Below are 14659 nucleotides of genomic sequence, written 5' to 3'. Positions count from 1 at the left end.
TTATTATGCGTTAGGTATGCTTAATTTCCATAATGGAGCTGCCGAGATTGATCTCTGCCTTGCAGATTTGCCCGAGCACCGATAGATGCTCCTTTCCTTCAAGCAGGTTCATCAGCTGGTTCGCTGCCGTTCTCCCCATATCGTAGAAGGGCTGGTTTACGCCCGTAACGTTAAGCTTCAGCTTCCGGTTCAGGTTCAGCGCATCGTAAGTGACTAGCGAAAGATCCTCGGGAAAACGAAGCTCCAGCATCGTTAAGGCCGATATTACCGCTTCGGCAATTTGGTCATTCGCGGCAAATATAGCCGTGCAGGGCACCTCGCCGAGCTTTGCCGCAATTTTGTCGCCAAATACTTCAAACTCCTCTTCGAAGTTTTCAAACTCGGTCGGAATCAGCACATCCAGATCGGAGTCAAAAGATAGGCCTGCATCAATGAACGCTTGCTTAACGCCGAGCAACCGCTCGTTAAAGGTGCTGAGATCGGAGTTGCGGATAAATGCAATTCGTCGATGTCCTTTTTCGATCAGCATTTTCGTCAAATTGTAGGCTCCCGCTACGTTATCGCTCGTGACAAAGGGAATGTCGCTGTTGTACAAATGCCGGTCAAGGAACACAACCTTCACGTTGCTGCTCGCCAGTAGCCGGTAAAGCCGCTGGTTTCGCTCCTCATGGTGCTTATCGATGATTGGGCTTAGGATAACGCCATCCACCCCTTTGGCCACAGCCCCTTTAACCAAGGCTTCCAGCTTATCCAGGCTGCGGTCGTCACTGTAGCTGAGGAGATGATAACCATGCAGATGAATGACATCCTCAATTCCCCGCAGCGCAGTTGCCCAAAGCGGGTTCTCAATACCGATGACCGATGCGGCAATCAGCCCTGACCGGCTTTGGCCAAGCGGGGACACGACGCCGTTCTCAATAAAGGTGCCTCTGCGGTTGTCCCGCTTAAGCAGCCCTTCCGCGCACAGCTCCTTAATCGCTTTCTCCACTGTGTTTACGCTGGAATTGTAAGCCAGCGCAAAATTGCGGCTGGAGGGCAGGCGCATCTCGGCCAGCCACTCCCCTTCCAATACACGCTGCTTGATGTCTTCCTTAATTCGGGTATACGGATAGTTTGACATGGCATTCCTTTCTTGCGGCTATGAATACCATGACTATATTCCATTTGTATCATCTGTGTCAATTGAGAGCTGCTATTTGTGTTTCAGCGAATCGTATCCTAGCTAAGGCTAGTTAGCATGAAACTATCTGCCGCCGAATACACGGCCTATATATAGCGGCCTCCTATCTGCTCCTACTCCTATAGCTTAGAACAGTTAGCTTGGAAATATCTACGATCAAATACAAGGCCTCCATGCAGCGGCCTCCGATCCGCCACTCCTTGTGGCCAAGTGAGTTCCTTTTCCTGCATAGCCTATCGGATGGAGTATGCTGCATGCCAAGCGATCATACATCATCTATAAAGTAGGGATCGAATATTCGTGTGGAAGGCGGGTTTGGTGATGGTGCGAACCAAATTAGAAGGAAAACATCCTGCTAATTAGCTGTGTACAACAACAAAAATTCATTTAGCAGGATTTCTTCCTGTTAATCTATGAAAATTCCAGTAAATGCATTAAATTTACTCAAATTAACAGGACAAATTCCATCTAATGGTTCTTTTTCGCTAAAAACCTCTGTTTTAACGGTACATTTTCCAGCTAATTTTAAAACTCGTTTCATTGTAATTCGAGATATACTCATGAACGAGCTTGAGCGTCTCTAGTAAGAGACGGAAAAATACTACTCGGCAGAATCACCAAACATGCCAAAGCCGACTAGGAATACTTACCTAATCGGCTTTAATGTTTTCTTTTGTCAAATAAATGATTCCGTCAACCTTGTGCTACCGGCATCATGGCACGGCCATGAAGCCTATCCTTGACGGCCGACGGCCATTCATCCCATGCACCGTATTCCGCGAGAAGCGCGTATGCCCACCTGTCTATGCCAAAAGCGACGCAGCCCGATGACCACGGCAAACCAGTAGGCCCCTTGACGTCGAACGGCTTGCAAAGCGAGTCTCCCATATGGTTAAAAGAGGCGATGGAGAACGTGCTGCGGGCCGGCGTTTCCACCAGCAATTCATATTTCATAGAAGCCATCTTCTGATGCTGGATTTTAAGTGCGTCTTCCGAGAAATAGAAAGGGTCATTCGCCGTCGTCAAGCTTCCGTGCAAGCCAAGCTCGATAAACAACGACCAAATTCCCTGCATCCACCTGCCCCGTTCTTCCTCCACGAAATCCGCGTCGCCGATGAATACGACTTCCCTCATGCCGAATTCAGTTAACCGGTGATTGCCCACCCTCCACTCCGCCTCGTGACGGAAGCAATTGCCCATCGCGGTAAGCCGCACAGGCCTGTCCAGCACTTGCCCCGACAGCTCGGCATAGCAGTGAAAGCATACCGCAGGCGCCAAAGCATGCCGGCTTTGCCTTGCAAGCGATGCAGGGTCCGCGGCCGTTTTGACCTGCCTGAGCGTGTCATACCGATGGGGGAACTCGCCAACCACGAACAGATTTTGCGGGAAAGAGCGGATATACCCACATTTCTCCAGCGTGTCGAGTCCAATCATGGAGGGGTATCGGCGAAGTGCCGCCCCCCTATGGACGGCCATCTCTTCGAACAACCGATCGAGCAGCCCGATCAGCTTTACCGCATAATCCCGCTTGACGCTTCCGTCCGTCGCGTAAGCTTGCTGCAGTGCCTTCTCGCGCCCGTCATCGAAGCACCCTTCCGACATATCGGATCTGGCGGGAGTTTGCTTAATCGTCCTGCTTCCAAGCGTGCGGATTCCACGTTCCTCGGCGATCATCGCTTCTGCCGTCGCTGCAATCTCCTTGCAGGACTCCAAGCTTACAGGCTCAATGACAACCTCCATCATTTCGGAATTCCACTCGCAGCTCCGGATGCCCTCAACGCTGTATGCCAGTTTGGACATCAGCGATTCTGCTTGGTTTGCGGTCAGTATGCCCATGCAGGACAACCGAATCTTCTCCATTAAAAGCACCTCCCTTATCATACATGGGACGATGACGCGTCCCTGCTATGGCCTTGTTCAACAGTTCCTTCTCCAGCCTTGCCCCATCGGACAATAGGGAGGATACCTTGTCGATGCTCCTCTTGTCTCCGCAAACCGAATACTTGAGCAGCAGGCCTACCGCGATCCCATGTCCTCTCTCCACCTCGGCATAGGCCGATTCGAGCGAAGCGTCCCGCAGGAAATCGTGCTCAAGCATGAAGCGGAGCCTTCTGTGCATGAGCTTTTTGTGCTCCCACAAAATATGCAGCAAGCGGATATCTACCACGTCCCGCCCCTGCTCAAGCCCTTGCAAATATTCCTGAATACGGTCATACACCTTGATCCCGTACGTATTTTCCAAACATAGGTAAGAGGGCGGCTTCCATCCCCTGACATAACGGTCCATCGCATCCACGGCGGACAACGAATCGAAGGCCGTATTTCTTTCATACTGAAAATATGTTTTTGGTTTAAAGGACACCGACATCACTCGCCGGTCAAACCAATCGCTGTCCGGGTCGGCTGCCGCGTAAGCAGCCTCCATCTCTGCGAAGGAGCAGGTCGTCTCGACGTATCTCCCTCTTCGCAAATTGTCCGCAATGTGCAGCGTGCCCGCTGCCTTATCGTAGCCGTAAATGAACATGTCATGATTGTGCGCATGCCTGCCGTAAGCATCGGATTCCCGAATATGCGACTGGTCGGCCAAAAAGTATACATACTGTCCCATATCGATGGCCTCGATCGCAAATTGGACAATGCTTCCTTGCCATTTATAAGCTACGGTGTCCCGGTGCATGAATTGAAATTGCAGCCATGGACAGTCGAACAAAAGCGGGTCGAAGAAGCTGTCCTGTTTGTTGGTATAGTCGATCTTGCGGAGCGACCCGAAATAAACGAGTTGAATAAAGTTGTTGTACACCCACGGGAGCGTCTCCTCCCGGTTGCCAATTATGCAAAATAAATGGGCGATGTTGGGATACGTCTTGTAATCATGGTCGTGCATGGGCAGCCGTTTCGTTGTCATGACGTCATCCTCCTTCTGTGGATTGTCCTAACGAACCCCTCTTGCCTAGACAGCTGAGGCCATCTTTCTGGCAATGCTTGCGGCAAACTGATCGATGGTTGCGAAATAATCGATAATCAGCTCGTCATCGTCAAATGCGATATCAAAGTGCTGTTCAATGTGGACAAGCAGCTGAATCATTCGAAGCGAGTCCACGCCCATATCGCGAATCTGGGCATAGATATCCGCATCGAATTCCAGAAGCGGATTATCGGTCATTTCCGCTATCTTTTTCTTTAAATATTGAACCGTATCGCTACTCGCGGCATGAATGGACATGGGACACACTCCCGTCTATTATTTGTTTCCTCCGCCTCGCCCTTTTTAGCTATAATAGCTATATCCGGAATCCGCAGCTAAGCGCCGGCCTCATGATGCTGGTTAAGGGGGATAATTCATGTTAGAATGGCAGATTTCCCGGTTGATTCCGCTAAGCTTCGACCGCTTCCAAAATATCTCCCGGGATGAGTGGACAAGCTCCAGTTTTCAACTGCTGTGGTCGCCGCAGCAAAGCTTCGCATGCGATGTCGGCCATTCCATGCAGATCCTTGCGCCTGGCCAGCCGCTTCTAGTTGCGCCTCTGCAGACCGTCAGGCTCACCTCTGACGAATCGCCTGCTCTCCAGGCGGCCAGCTTCCAATTCCCTGCTCTGCTTGAATTAGACAGCTTCCCACCATCGCTGAAGGGTCACATCAATTCACTCAGCAAGCAACTATTATTGCAGCTCCAAGCTTATCAACTGCCTATGGCTGCGGAGGATAGCGCCGCACGCGTTCATATCAGCAGCCTGCTGTTCTCCTTGCTGATGGAGAGCTTTCTTCTGCCGGATAGCCAATCCGCTTTGCCTCAGGCGGAGGAAATGCGAGAGTCCCCAGCCCAGCCGTCCAAAGCCCATAAGCGCAAAAAAAGCAGTCTGCCCATCGTCTATGCCGTCCGGTATATGCGCAAGCATCTGGGCAATCCCGATCTCTCGCTTCAGGAGATCGCCGGCGCGATCGGATATCATCCTAATTACTTCTGCCAGGAATTTAGTCATATTTTCGGCGTATCTCCTATCCGGCATCTGAACGAGCTGCGGGTTAGCAAAGCACTCCATTACTTGGAAAATACGGACACTCCGGTCAAACAAATCTGCGAGCACGTCGGCATCCGCAACCCCGGCAATTTCACCGGCATGATCAAAAACAGGCTTGGCATGACGCCCATGGAATACCGGAGACGATATCGGACGAGGACGATGGATGTATGAGCCAAATGGTGCTCTCTGTTATCCTCCTAAGCGGCTTGGCGCAGGATTGAATGCGTGACTGCCGTGTTGCGCCTTGATCCAAGCTATCTCTTCGGACAAATAGCGGTAGGGATCGCTTCCGAACCATTCCAACGAGAAGGAGGCTAAGGGCTCCTTGTCTCGAAGCATCGAAAATATGGCTTCGTAGTCGACCGCGCCTTCCGCCAGCGGAACCATGCCTTCCCGCGCCCCTCCAGGGGCATACACGTTGTCCGGAGAGAAGACGCCAAGCTCGCGACGACTCCGTACGTTCTTGCAGTGGTAGTGCATCGTCCAAGGCGACAGTCGCTGATACGCGCTCGCGATGTCATCGCCCGCTTCCCACAGATGTAGAAAATCCAGGTTCACGCCCAGCATGGGATGATCAACCTCCCTAATCAATCGCAGCGTAGACGCCAGATTGTCTGCCAGTGTACCGGGATGCGTCTCGATGACAGTGCGAATGCCGTGTTTCCATGCCAGTTTAGCCATTTCGCGCAGCCTGCCGACCGCTAGCCGCCAGTCCTCTTCCCCTGATTGGCTGCTAGACTTATTCCCGGCAAAAATCCGGATCTTGTCGCTTTCAAACATTCGTGCCAGCGCGATTAAATCTCTCCATTGACGCCAAGCACTGGCATCATAAAGCTCCTCCGGCTCGGCAAGCAATGGCACATAGCCGCTGATCATGGCAACCTTGAGCCCCCGTCGCCGCATGCCGAGTACGGCACGGGCCGCCTGCATCGGCATGCGGCGGGCCATGGCCGCGGCATGCGCGCCCCATAGCTCGATGCCCGCGAAGCCGTTAAGTGCCGCGAAGTCCAGCAGCTCCGGGAATGAGACCAGCTCATGCCGGAACGAAATCGAGCATAAATGAATATTCATCACTCAGCCCCGCCTCCCGCCGCCAAATATTCGAGAAGCTCCAGCTCTGCAAGCTGGGCTCCTTCCAGCTTGCGCAGCAGTCCTTCCCGTAGGTCCCCGGCCGGCCGGCGTTTCCCAAGCTTCGCCAGCAGCAGGTTAACGTTCATCCAGCCCCGCTTCACATCTTCCGCTCTTCGGGCGCCTTCTTCCGCTTCCCATTCCGAATATGATCCAAGCTCCCGATAGCTTTGCCATACGAGACCTCGCATCCGGATCAAAGCGGAGAGCGCGATCATGTTCTGCTCCGCCCACGTTCTGCGCCGTTCTTCTTCCCAATCGGCACTGGCTGTAACATCGGCGCAGAAGAGTTGGAAAGCTCTGCCCGCCTCCCTCCGATAACCGTTTAGAATCGCCGCCGACTCCTTGCGCAGCGATACCTCCCGAGAGGGCCGTCTGTAAGCAGCGTCCCAAGCCAGCTTGCAATACACCAGCTCATTCCTCCTCACGCTGGCTACCAAGAGCTCCGTCGCTGTCATCTCTCCCGCGTAGCCGGCTACCGGGTCCACGACCTCATAACGGCCCTCCCCTTCTCCGCCAACCCGTCTATGGAGCAGAACGCTATGGTAGAAGCCGGCCGACTCGAAGCCCAGCATGGACCTCGGGAAAAAACGCAGCTTGGAGGCTTTGCATAATACGATTGCCATTCCGCCTTCATCGAGCAGCGAGCTGATCGCCTCGGCGCTCCCCGATGTCAGGTAGAAGCGGATTCCGTATTCGAACTGCAAATCAATCCACTTCATGTTCCGAACGGACATCAGCATGCCGTCATAATATCCGATATGCCAGTAGCCGAGCAGAAAATAGCGTGGATCTTCGCCGGAAAGCGAAAGCGCCGCTACGATGCATGATGCCGTGCATTCCAGCGCGGCTAGCCCAGCCGGGCTTTCGTGACGATAAACGTCTGTAACCATGTCCCTCTGCTTCCTCCCCCATAGTTAGATTGAACGAGATTACCAAATCAAGACACATGGCTGACAAAGGGATGGCACTTCCCGCTGACGGGATGGGGCTGAATCTCTTCTACATGCTCCACGGCGATCTGCAATTCGTCTGTCAAAAGCACCTTTTTCAGCAAATTCGCCAGCTTGTCCGCCGCTTCTTCCAGCTCCGCGCCGCTGCTTTGGTTACCGGCGACACGGAGGCGGAATTCGTAATACGACTCCTGAACGAGCTGGAATTGCCTGACGCCAAGATCCGTTGCCAGCCACTTGTAGAACCCATCAAGATAACGCAATACGGCAGACTGAACCTCTCTGCCAGGAAGCTTGATGGAGGATTGCCGGAATGGCATCAGCGTAAGGCTCGGCCCACCGGGGGCTTCGTCACGCCTGATTCTCCCCATGTCCCCCGTCCTGTAGCGCAGGAAGGGCAAGCTATTCATGACGAAGGAAGTCACCACCAGCTCCCCCGTCTCGTCTTCGGGGACGGGCTGCAGCGTGATGGGGTCCAGCACTTCCACGTATACGAGCGATTCGTCGATGCGAAGCACCCCGTCCATGCCCGCGAAGGCGATAAGCCACATTTCCTCCATGCCGTAATAGTCCAGCATGGGCACGCCGAAGACGCGCTCAATTTCTTTGCGTTGTCCCGGCTGCGCATATTCACCCCAGTTCTGCAAGGCGACGAGCGAGTCAGCTATTGGCAATCCGTTCCTTTCCACATACATGGCAAGCTCGTATAGGCCGGAGCAGCGCCCCTGAATCAGATGCGGTTTTTCCTGCATCATCCGGTTGCCGTAGAGCGTAACCATCCTGCGGTCCGCGAGCAAGGCGTTGCCCAGAAGCAGCATGCGGCCGTTTGTCGGCACGCCGGCTCTCCGCCGGCTCCGCTGGATAGCGAGCCATAACGCCCGCTGCTCCTCCCGAGTCTTTATGCAACGGAACGGCGTGCCCGTGCTGCCCGAAGTATGGGAGACGATCAACGATTCCTGGGTGGGAAGCTCAAGCAGCTCCCGGTTAGCGTTGATCGTCGCCTTGTCCATGACGGGCAGATCGCGGAAGGATGTCCCGGCACCTTGAAACGGCCGATAAAACGGATATTGCTCGGCCGCCGTCGCCGCGGCTCGCTCCAGTCGTTCCGGCATCGTAATTCCCGTCATGAAGCCGCCTTCTCGCGAACGAACGCGACTACGGATTCCACCGTGCTGAACACATGCGGCTGCAGGTCCTCGGCGTCGGTTTCGAAGCCGAACCGCTGCTCCAGCAGTGTAAGCAGCTCCAGCACATGCAGCGAATCCAAATACAAATCGTTTAGCAGCGAATGCTCCAACCGAATATCCTCCGGCCGCCGTCTCAACAGCCCCGCCATAATGTCAATGACCGTCAATTGCAACGGAGATCTCTCTTCTTCCGTGATCATCGTACCCCTCCTCTACTTTTGCTTGAATGGCTCTTCGGTCCAGCTTGCCCGTCTTCGTTCGGGGCAGCGCCGGAACGATCATAATGTCCCGGGGTCTTCCCGCCGCAGGAAGCCGTTCCCGGCAATACTCGAGCAGCTCTGTCACGGCTTTGGCATCGTTATAAGCAGAGCCCCCCTCTTCTAGGACAACAAATGCGACGGGTCGGCTTCCCGTTGCTGCATCCTTCATGCCCGCCACCGCAGCCTCGGCCACAGCGGCATGCGACAGCAGAACATTCTCCAGCGTTTCCGGATGAAGCAGGTGCCCAGCTACGTTGAACGCATAGTCCGATCGGCCGGTTAAATACAGGCAGCCATCCTCATCAAGCCATCCCTCGTCCTTCGTCCGCAATCCAATCGGCGTCAACGCCTCCGCCGTACGTTTCTCGTCGTTATAGTAACCCAGCATCACGTTATCGCCCCTGACGACGACTTCCCCCGTCTCGCCCGGCGGACAATGCTGTCCGTTATGGTAAATAGCGAGCTCAACGCCGGGAACGGCCTTCCCCGCCGAACCAGGCTTGACCGTAAGCCAGCGCGAAGGCAAATACGTCACGCGCGGCGATGCCTCTGTCAGCCCGTAGCATGGCATGATGTCCGTGGCTGGCAGCCTGCTCTGCATCAGCAGAAGCATATCGGGCGGCATTGCCGCACCGACAACGATCAGCTTCCGCAAGCTTTGAAAATCGCCTGCCTGCCACTTGACGGATTTAGCAAGCGGCAGCATGACAGCCGGCACGGTACATAGAAACGTAGGCCGATGCTCTCGAATCGCCGAAATAAGCTGCAACGGGTGGGTCAAGCCTGGCGCAAGAGCGATATTCATTCCCGCATCCAGCGCGAGCAGCCATTCGCCCGTTACCGTCGAGCAATAGCCCGGCGACTTCGTAATGAGCACACTGTCGCTTCCGCCTAGCTCCAGACTTTGCCTAATGGATCGAACGTTGGACCAAACATTGCGAAGGCTCAGCATAATGCCCTTTGGCGTACCCGTGGAGCCGGAGCTCATGAAGATAAACGCTGTATCATGCGGCGGTACATAACGGCGCGTTCTTTCTGGCAGCCCGCTCGCCAGGTCTTGCATCTCCGTATTACATACCTCAGCTGTCTCGCCGTCCATGAGCAGTGCTACGTGTCCCGCTAGCGCTTCCCAACTTTCAGCCAGTCGCGAAGCCGAGAGCAGCGACGGGCTATAGAGGAAAAGCTCGGCCTCCAGCCCGCCCAGTATCGCTGGTATTTCCGCAATGGAGGAAGCGGCATGCAGCGGGACCGGTATACCGTCCGCCAGCGCAACAGCCATGATCGCACGGAAGCAAGCCGGGGAGGACGTCATCCAGATCGGCGCGATAAACCGCGGACGAAGCTTCAGGCTACCAAGGCGCTGCGCCATAAGCAGCGCTTCCCGGTAAAGCTCGTCGAAGCTGATATAGCAGCGTTCACCATTGAGATCGTAGAACATGCCGCGATCCGGCCTGGCGGTATCCAGCAGCCACTTCGCAAACGAAATCGGTATCGCGCTCATGCCGGCATCTCCCTCTTAGACAACTCAAGCGGCAGATCCGAAGGCACTGCCTCACCTTCGAGCTCCTCCGATTCCGAGATACGGCTTTGGCGGCTAAGCATCGCAAGGTAAGGCGCGCTTCCGCGCTTTAACAGCTCGGCATGGCTGCCCTTATCCGTCATTTCCCCCGCTTCCATTACATAGATCATGTCCGCTCCTTCCACGGTTTGGAGCTTGTGCGTGGAGATTAGCGTCGTTTTCCCTTTCATCAGCTCAGCCAAAGCCTCCAGCACCTGTCCCTCCGTCCCTCGATCAAGCGCGGAGGTTGGCTCGTCCAAGATTAGCACCTCCGGCCGTTGCAGGAATACTCTGGCAATGGCAACCCGCTGCCGCTGTCCACCCGACAACCCGTCGCCTCGATGGCCTACTGCCGTAGCCAGCCCATCAGGTTGGCTGTCAATCCAGGACCCTAAGTCCGCCTTGCAGGCAGCCTCGTAAATCTCCTCATCCGTTGCATCCAGCCGTCCGATCGCGATATTATCGCGAATGCTGCCCGCGAACAGAAAGCTCTCTTGGAACACCGCTCCGATACGACGATTGAGAAATTCCCTTGTCCATGCAGTATGCGGCACGCCTCCGAGCCGGATTACGCCGGTCTCTACCGGCATGAAGCCGAGGATCGCGCGGAACAATGTGCTTTTGCCCGAGCCGCTTCGTCCGACGAACGCAGCTGTTTGCCCCTCCTTCAGAGCGAAGTCGACACCGTCCAATATCGTCTGTTCTCCGCCTAGAACCGTCAGACCCTCAGCCTCGACAGTCGGCAGCCAAGGCTGTCCCGTCACTTCTTCCGCAGCGCCTTCGCGGGGCATCGGCTCCTCTGGCGAGCAGAGAAATTCCTCGATTCGCTTCATGGCCACTTCCCCGCCCTGGAGCTCCCCCACAAAGTGGTTCATGGCCTGCACGGGGGCAAGCGCATTGTTTAAATATTGAACCAAAGCGACGAGCATGCCAATCGTCATCGTCCCGTCCATTACCCTGCCGGAGCCAAAGCCGTAGACCAATACGACGATGCCGCTTACCGCGAGCGAGCCTGAATGAGCCGACAGCACCCGGTAAAGCGTATCCTTTACGCTAGCTCCCACCAGATTGCGGTAGCGGGCTTCGTTTCGTTCCCGCTCCCATCGTTCCAGCCCGTGAATGCGAATCTCCCGAGAGCCCTCTATGCTTTCGTACAAATACGTGCCGATCTCCTCGTTATGTGCCCTGACAGCCCCTGTATGGCGCATAATAAGCGAACGGAACATCCGGGGAATAGCCAGCAGAATCGGGATAACCGCGAGTGCCGCGAGCGCAAGCTGCCAATCCAGATAGAATATGACTGCGAGCGCAAACAGCAGCGTGTACCACTGGGAGAGCAGCTCCTTGACCACATGGTTCAAAAAATTGCCCATCGTCGCGGTGTCCATGCCCATCAACGCGGAATATTTGCCCGCGCCATGCCGTTCGATCTCAGCCATCGGCAATCGGCGTAGATGCGCCAGGATGACTTCGCGCAGGTCCAGCGTATGCCGGATGCCCAAGTACCGGAACATGGCGGCTTGCACGGTCCCAAGCAGCATGGAGCTAATCGCAAGTCCCCCCGAAGCGAGCAGCAGCGGAGCGAGCAGTTCCCGTTCGCCCCCCGTCAATACCCGATCGATCAGCATCAAGAACAGATAAGGCTGCGCAAGTTGACAGGTTAAGCTCAACAAGGCGCAAGCATATGCGGCCGCCGTGAGCGGCCAACGAATCCGGACATAAGGCGTTAGACGCATAAACAATCTAATGCTCTGCATAAGCGGTCCTCCCCGCATAATGGCTTGCAATCGGTTTGACGAGCGGCATCCATTCCGACAACGGCGTTTTCGACGGAGATGTTACGATTCGTAGCAGTGTCTGCCCATGGAATGGCAGCTGCTGCAAATGCTCCAATCGGTACAGTTTCGCCTGCTGCGGCATGCTTTGTCCCATCGTCGTGACGACGTTTATCGGTTCCGGTTCGCTGACTGCAGCTTCCGCGGCCTGCTCGGCTTCCCGCACGACTGCCGGGAATATATCCCGGTTATCGTACCTTCTTGCCGATGCCGCAGCCTGCCGAGACATTCGGATTCGCATGCCGTCGTTCATAAGCAGCGACAGGACCGCTTTCGACGCCTGGCACTCGTCCACGACAGGGTGAGGCCCATCCCATTCGCAAGGAACGAGCAAACCGTCCTCCCCGTCGGTTATCACGTCTCGGAATCCATTCCAGCCCGCGCACACGGCGGGCACTCCCCACGCTTTCGCTTCCAGCAGGTTATAACCAAACGTCTCCCCGGGATCCGTCGAGACGTTGACGAGCAGATCGGCTTGCGAGAATAAAGACTCCTTCGCTTCCCCTTCAACGGCTTTTGCGAAGCTGACACGACGCTCTAATTCAAGGCTCACAACCAATTCAGTAATGACCGTTTCATAGCCCTCGATTTGTGCCCTATCCCTACCGGTGTATTCCCCTGCAACAGTCAGAGTGGCATCCGGCAAGACGTCCAGCACGGCCGCGAACATCCGCAGCAGCAGCTCGATGTTTTTTACGTCCTCCAGCCGTCCGATGGACAGCAGCCTTCGCCCGTTCCTTCGTCCGAGTGCCTCCTCTACCTCACTCCAGGCCCTTGGTTCTATAGCCAGCGGTATAACCTTGGCCAGCTCGTAACGAGGAGAGATTTGGCACAAAGCAGCTTTGCTGCTCGGCGTAGAGCATAGCAGAACATCCCGTTCGCTCAGAAACGGGGCAATGGCCAGCCATGGCCGCAGCCAATGCTCAGATGCCACCGAATGTGCGATTAACAAAAATCCGAGATCGAGGCCGCCCGCTGCCCTCCCCATGAACAGGTAAGGGGCAAGCGCGGGAATGTTTAGGTACAAGGTCTTCACGTCATAGTGATTGCAAAGCTCCAAAAGCCCGTCCGACATACGCTGCAGCGACTCCGGCCACTCCCGCACGAATCGTTCAACCGAGCCTCCGAAGAGGCGGTATAAGGCGAGCGGAGGAATCGGCACCAGCTCGGCATGCTGCCCCATATAGCGAACCCAGTTGGAATCAATTGCCCGCTCGTTCACCATTCTCGCCGAACCGGCGGAATAACCGATACGGAGCTTCTTATCCGACCCGCTCATGCCCCGCCGCCTCCCATCGTTCGAATAGCTTCCACAATGCAGCACGAATGTCGCGTTCCAGCTCAGCCAGCTTGGCGAGCTTCGCCCGCGCGTCGGTCAGCTTGGCATGGTTGCCAAGCACTCCCAGCCTCACGATGACTAGCACAATATTTTCCCATTTGACAAGCAGCTGATCCAGCATCTCCACAACCGGCGCTCCATCCCCGCCGCCTGTGTCCGCAAAATAACGAGCCACTTCTCCGAGTCCCTTCCAGCGCTTTGCAATCACCCCTACCTGCCCGATGCTGGCGTACAGCTTCGCCGCCGTATAGTTGGGGGTACCGTTCTCGATGTGGCGTAAATAGTTATCCACACCCATGATCAACGGACTCGTCTCCATGTCGAAATGCATACGGAATGCCTCTCTCGCTAGGATCGGCCCCGGCTCCGAGGCTTTGTCGAGGCGAAGCGTAATGCCGGAGCTCAGTCCCCCGCAGGTAAAAGCTTCGTACAGCACCGAGCGGGTAATCTCCCCCTCCCAATCGAAGAACGGATCTACCGCCCGCAAAGCGCCGTCCCGACCAAGCTCCACAATGAGCATATGCGGCATGTGCTTCAGTCCGTAGCAGATCGCAGAATGCGGCATGTAATATAGATCAACGAGCACAATAACGGATACCGTTTCGCCCGCTCCCGCCATCTCCTCCTCCAGCTGCGCGATCTGCCGTTCCTTCTCCCATTCTGGCTCCAGCCAACGAGTCAGGCACGGCCCGTACAACTGCTCGAAGCGCCGCAGGTCGAGATCGGGATCGATTTCTTCCGAATAGTAAGAGAACCCGTCTTCATCCGCAATAAACGGAGCATTCCAGACACCTAGATAAATGGGCCGCGGGTCCATATCCGTTCGGTTCCGCACAAGATACGCCAAACAATCCAATAAGCAATGAATCGGCGGTCCGCTCATGCCGTAGCCGTCTTTCGTTTGGCGCATATGCTGTCCGCCAGTCCCCCCAAGGTCCCGACGACCTCGGTTCGCAGCTCCCCGCCCGATAGCGTTAATCCGAACCGCTGCTCCACGCGAAGAATCAGATTAATCATGACAAATGAATCCACGCCAGCCTGCTCCAGCTGGTCATTCTCACCGATTCCTCCCGCAAGAACGGAATCATCGATTAACTCCGCAATCTCTTCCCTCAGGCCATTCATAATGCTCTCACGCACGTCTTCCTGTTCCATGCCTGCCATCACTATTCACACTCCCTATGCTCCTATTCGGCT

14 protein-coding genes are annotated in these 14659 nt (G+C 55.5%); 1 reads left to right on the top strand and 13 read right to left on the bottom strand.

The window, feature by feature from the left end; genetic code table 11:
- Positions 1-10: 10 nt before the first annotated feature.
- The 4 genes from FJQ58_RS22855 to FJQ58_RS22840 form a co-directional block, all read right to left on the bottom strand.
- On the bottom strand, positions 11-1120 hold the full coding sequence (locus tag FJQ58_RS22855) for a GntR family transcriptional regulator (RefSeq protein ID WP_139997133.1): 1110 nt from the start codon (positions 1118-1120) through the stop codon (positions 11-13).
- A gap of 753 nt (positions 1121-1873) precedes the next feature.
- A complete protein-coding gene (locus FJQ58_RS22850; RefSeq protein ID WP_139997132.1) occupies positions 1874-3040 on the bottom strand; it encodes a class-II aminoacyl-tRNA synthetase family protein in 1167 nt (388 codons plus the stop codon).
- Positions 2955-4085, bottom strand: a complete 1131-nt coding sequence (locus tag FJQ58_RS22845) for a hypothetical protein (protein ID WP_139997131.1) — start codon at positions 4083-4085, stop codon at positions 2955-2957. The genes FJQ58_RS22850 and FJQ58_RS22845 overlap by 86 nt, the downstream gene beginning before the upstream one ends.
- Positions 4086-4130: 45 nt before the next feature.
- Positions 4131-4403 carry an acyl carrier protein gene (locus FJQ58_RS22840; RefSeq protein ID WP_139997130.1) on the bottom strand — a complete coding sequence of 91 codons (273 nt, stop codon included), beginning with the start codon at positions 4401-4403 and terminating at the stop codon, positions 4131-4133.
- A gap of 118 nt (positions 4404-4521) precedes the next feature.
- On the opposite strand from FJQ58_RS22840, the gene FJQ58_RS22835 reads away from it, so the two are divergent.
- Positions 4522-5373 carry a helix-turn-helix transcriptional regulator gene (locus FJQ58_RS22835; RefSeq protein WP_139997129.1) on the top strand — a complete coding sequence of 284 codons (852 nt, stop codon included), beginning with the start codon at positions 4522-4524 and terminating at the stop codon, positions 5371-5373.
- Between the two features lie 18 nt (positions 5374-5391).
- On the opposite strand, the gene FJQ58_RS22830 is transcribed toward FJQ58_RS22835, so the two are convergent.
- The 9 genes from FJQ58_RS22830 to FJQ58_RS22790 all read right to left on the bottom strand — a co-directional run bounded on the left by FJQ58_RS22830 (position 5392) and on the right by FJQ58_RS22790 (position 14626).
- Positions 5392-6273: a sugar phosphate isomerase/epimerase family protein gene (locus FJQ58_RS22830; protein WP_274382349.1), complete on the bottom strand. Its 882-nt coding sequence runs from the start codon at positions 6271-6273 to the stop codon at positions 5392-5394.
- Positions 6273-7223 (bottom strand): hypothetical protein, encoded by a 951-nt coding sequence (locus FJQ58_RS22825; protein ID WP_139997127.1) that lies wholly within the window; start codon positions 7221-7223, stop codon positions 6273-6275. The genes FJQ58_RS22830 and FJQ58_RS22825 overlap by 1 nt, the downstream gene beginning before the upstream one ends.
- A 47-nt stretch (positions 7224-7270) precedes the next feature.
- Positions 7271-8233 (bottom strand): phenylacetate--CoA ligase family protein, encoded by a 963-nt coding sequence (locus FJQ58_RS22820; protein ID WP_162341705.1) that lies wholly within the window; start codon positions 8231-8233, stop codon positions 7271-7273.
- A 173-nt stretch (positions 8234-8406) separates the two neighbouring features.
- Positions 8407-8670 (bottom strand): acyl carrier protein, encoded by a 264-nt coding sequence (locus FJQ58_RS22815; protein WP_139997125.1) that lies wholly within the window; start codon positions 8668-8670, stop codon positions 8407-8409.
- Positions 8624-10231, bottom strand: coding sequence for a class I adenylate-forming enzyme family protein (locus FJQ58_RS22810; protein ID WP_139997124.1), 1608 nt, complete (start codon positions 10229-10231; stop codon positions 8624-8626). The genes FJQ58_RS22815 and FJQ58_RS22810 overlap by 47 nt, the downstream gene beginning before the upstream one ends.
- Entirely contained in the window at positions 10228-12045 is a 1818-nt protein-coding gene (locus FJQ58_RS22805; RefSeq protein ID WP_162341703.1) for an ABC transporter ATP-binding protein, read from the bottom strand. The genes FJQ58_RS22810 and FJQ58_RS22805 overlap by 4 nt, the downstream gene beginning before the upstream one ends.
- On the bottom strand, positions 12032-13402 hold the full coding sequence (locus FJQ58_RS22800) for a glycosyltransferase family 4 protein (protein ID WP_139997122.1): 1371 nt from the start codon (positions 13400-13402) through the stop codon (positions 12032-12034). The genes FJQ58_RS22805 and FJQ58_RS22800 overlap by 14 nt, the downstream gene beginning before the upstream one ends.
- Complete coding sequence (locus FJQ58_RS22795; protein WP_139997121.1) at positions 13386-14372, bottom strand: DUF6005 family protein; 987 nt, start codon at positions 14370-14372, stop codon at positions 13386-13388. Before FJQ58_RS22795 ends, FJQ58_RS22800 begins: the two co-directional genes overlap by 17 nt.
- Positions 14342-14626 carry an acyl carrier protein gene (locus FJQ58_RS22790; RefSeq protein WP_238404420.1) on the bottom strand — a complete coding sequence of 95 codons (285 nt, stop codon included), beginning with the start codon at positions 14624-14626 and terminating at the stop codon, positions 14342-14344. Before FJQ58_RS22790 ends, FJQ58_RS22795 begins: the two co-directional genes overlap by 31 nt.
- Positions 14627-14659: the final 33 nt, after the last annotated feature.

The organism is Paenibacillus paridis, from assembly GCF_006345825.1.
Taxonomy (GTDB): domain Bacteria; phylum Bacillota; class Bacilli; order Paenibacillales; family Paenibacillaceae; genus Pristimantibacillus; species Pristimantibacillus paridis.
This window is presented reverse-complemented; position numbering and strand designations above follow the sequence as displayed.

Bases quoted from the DNA above. Each gene is read 5' to 3' on its own strand.
- FJQ58_RS22815 (WP_139997125.1), bottom strand. From the start codon at position 8,670: ATGATCACGGAAGAAGAGAGATCTCCGTTGCAATTGACGGTCATTGAC.
- FJQ58_RS22825 (WP_139997127.1), bottom strand. From the start codon at position 7,223: ATGGTTACAGACGTTTATCGTCACGAAAGCCCGGCTGGGCTAGCCGCG.
- FJQ58_RS22795 (WP_139997121.1), bottom strand. From the start codon at position 14,372: ATGCGCCAAACGAAAGACGGCTACGGCATGAGCGGACCGCCGATTCAT.
- FJQ58_RS22835 (WP_139997129.1), top strand. From the start codon at position 4,522: ATGTTAGAATGGCAGATTTCCCGGTTGATTCCGCTAAGCTTCGACCGC.
- FJQ58_RS22790 (WP_238404420.1), bottom strand. From the start codon at position 14,626: ATGGCAGGCATGGAACAGGAAGACGTGCGTGAGAGCATTATGAATGGC.
- FJQ58_RS22800 (WP_139997122.1), bottom strand. From the start codon at position 13,402: ATGAGCGGGTCGGATAAGAAGCTCCGTATCGGTTATTCCGCCGGTTCG.
- FJQ58_RS22840 (WP_139997130.1), bottom strand. From the start codon at position 4,403: ATGTCCATTCATGCCGCGAGTAGCGATACGGTTCAATATTTAAAGAAA.
- FJQ58_RS22810 (WP_139997124.1), bottom strand. From the start codon at position 10,231: ATGAGCGCGATACCGATTTCGTTTGCGAAGTGGCTGCTGGATACCGCC.
- FJQ58_RS22845 (WP_139997131.1), bottom strand. From the start codon at position 4,085: ATGACAACGAAACGGCTGCCCATGCACGACCATGATTACAAGACGTAT.
- FJQ58_RS22805 (WP_162341703.1), bottom strand. From the start codon at position 12,045: ATGCAGAGCATTAGATTGTTTATGCGTCTAACGCCTTATGTCCGGATT.
- FJQ58_RS22850 (WP_139997132.1), bottom strand. From the start codon at position 3,040: ATGGAGAAGATTCGGTTGTCCTGCATGGGCATACTGACCGCAAACCAA.
- FJQ58_RS22830 (WP_274382349.1), bottom strand. From the start codon at position 6,273: ATGAATATTCATTTATGCTCGATTTCGTTCCGGCATGAGCTGGTCTCA.
- FJQ58_RS22855 (WP_139997133.1), bottom strand. From the start codon at position 1,120: ATGTCAAACTATCCGTATACCCGAATTAAGGAAGACATCAAGCAGCGT.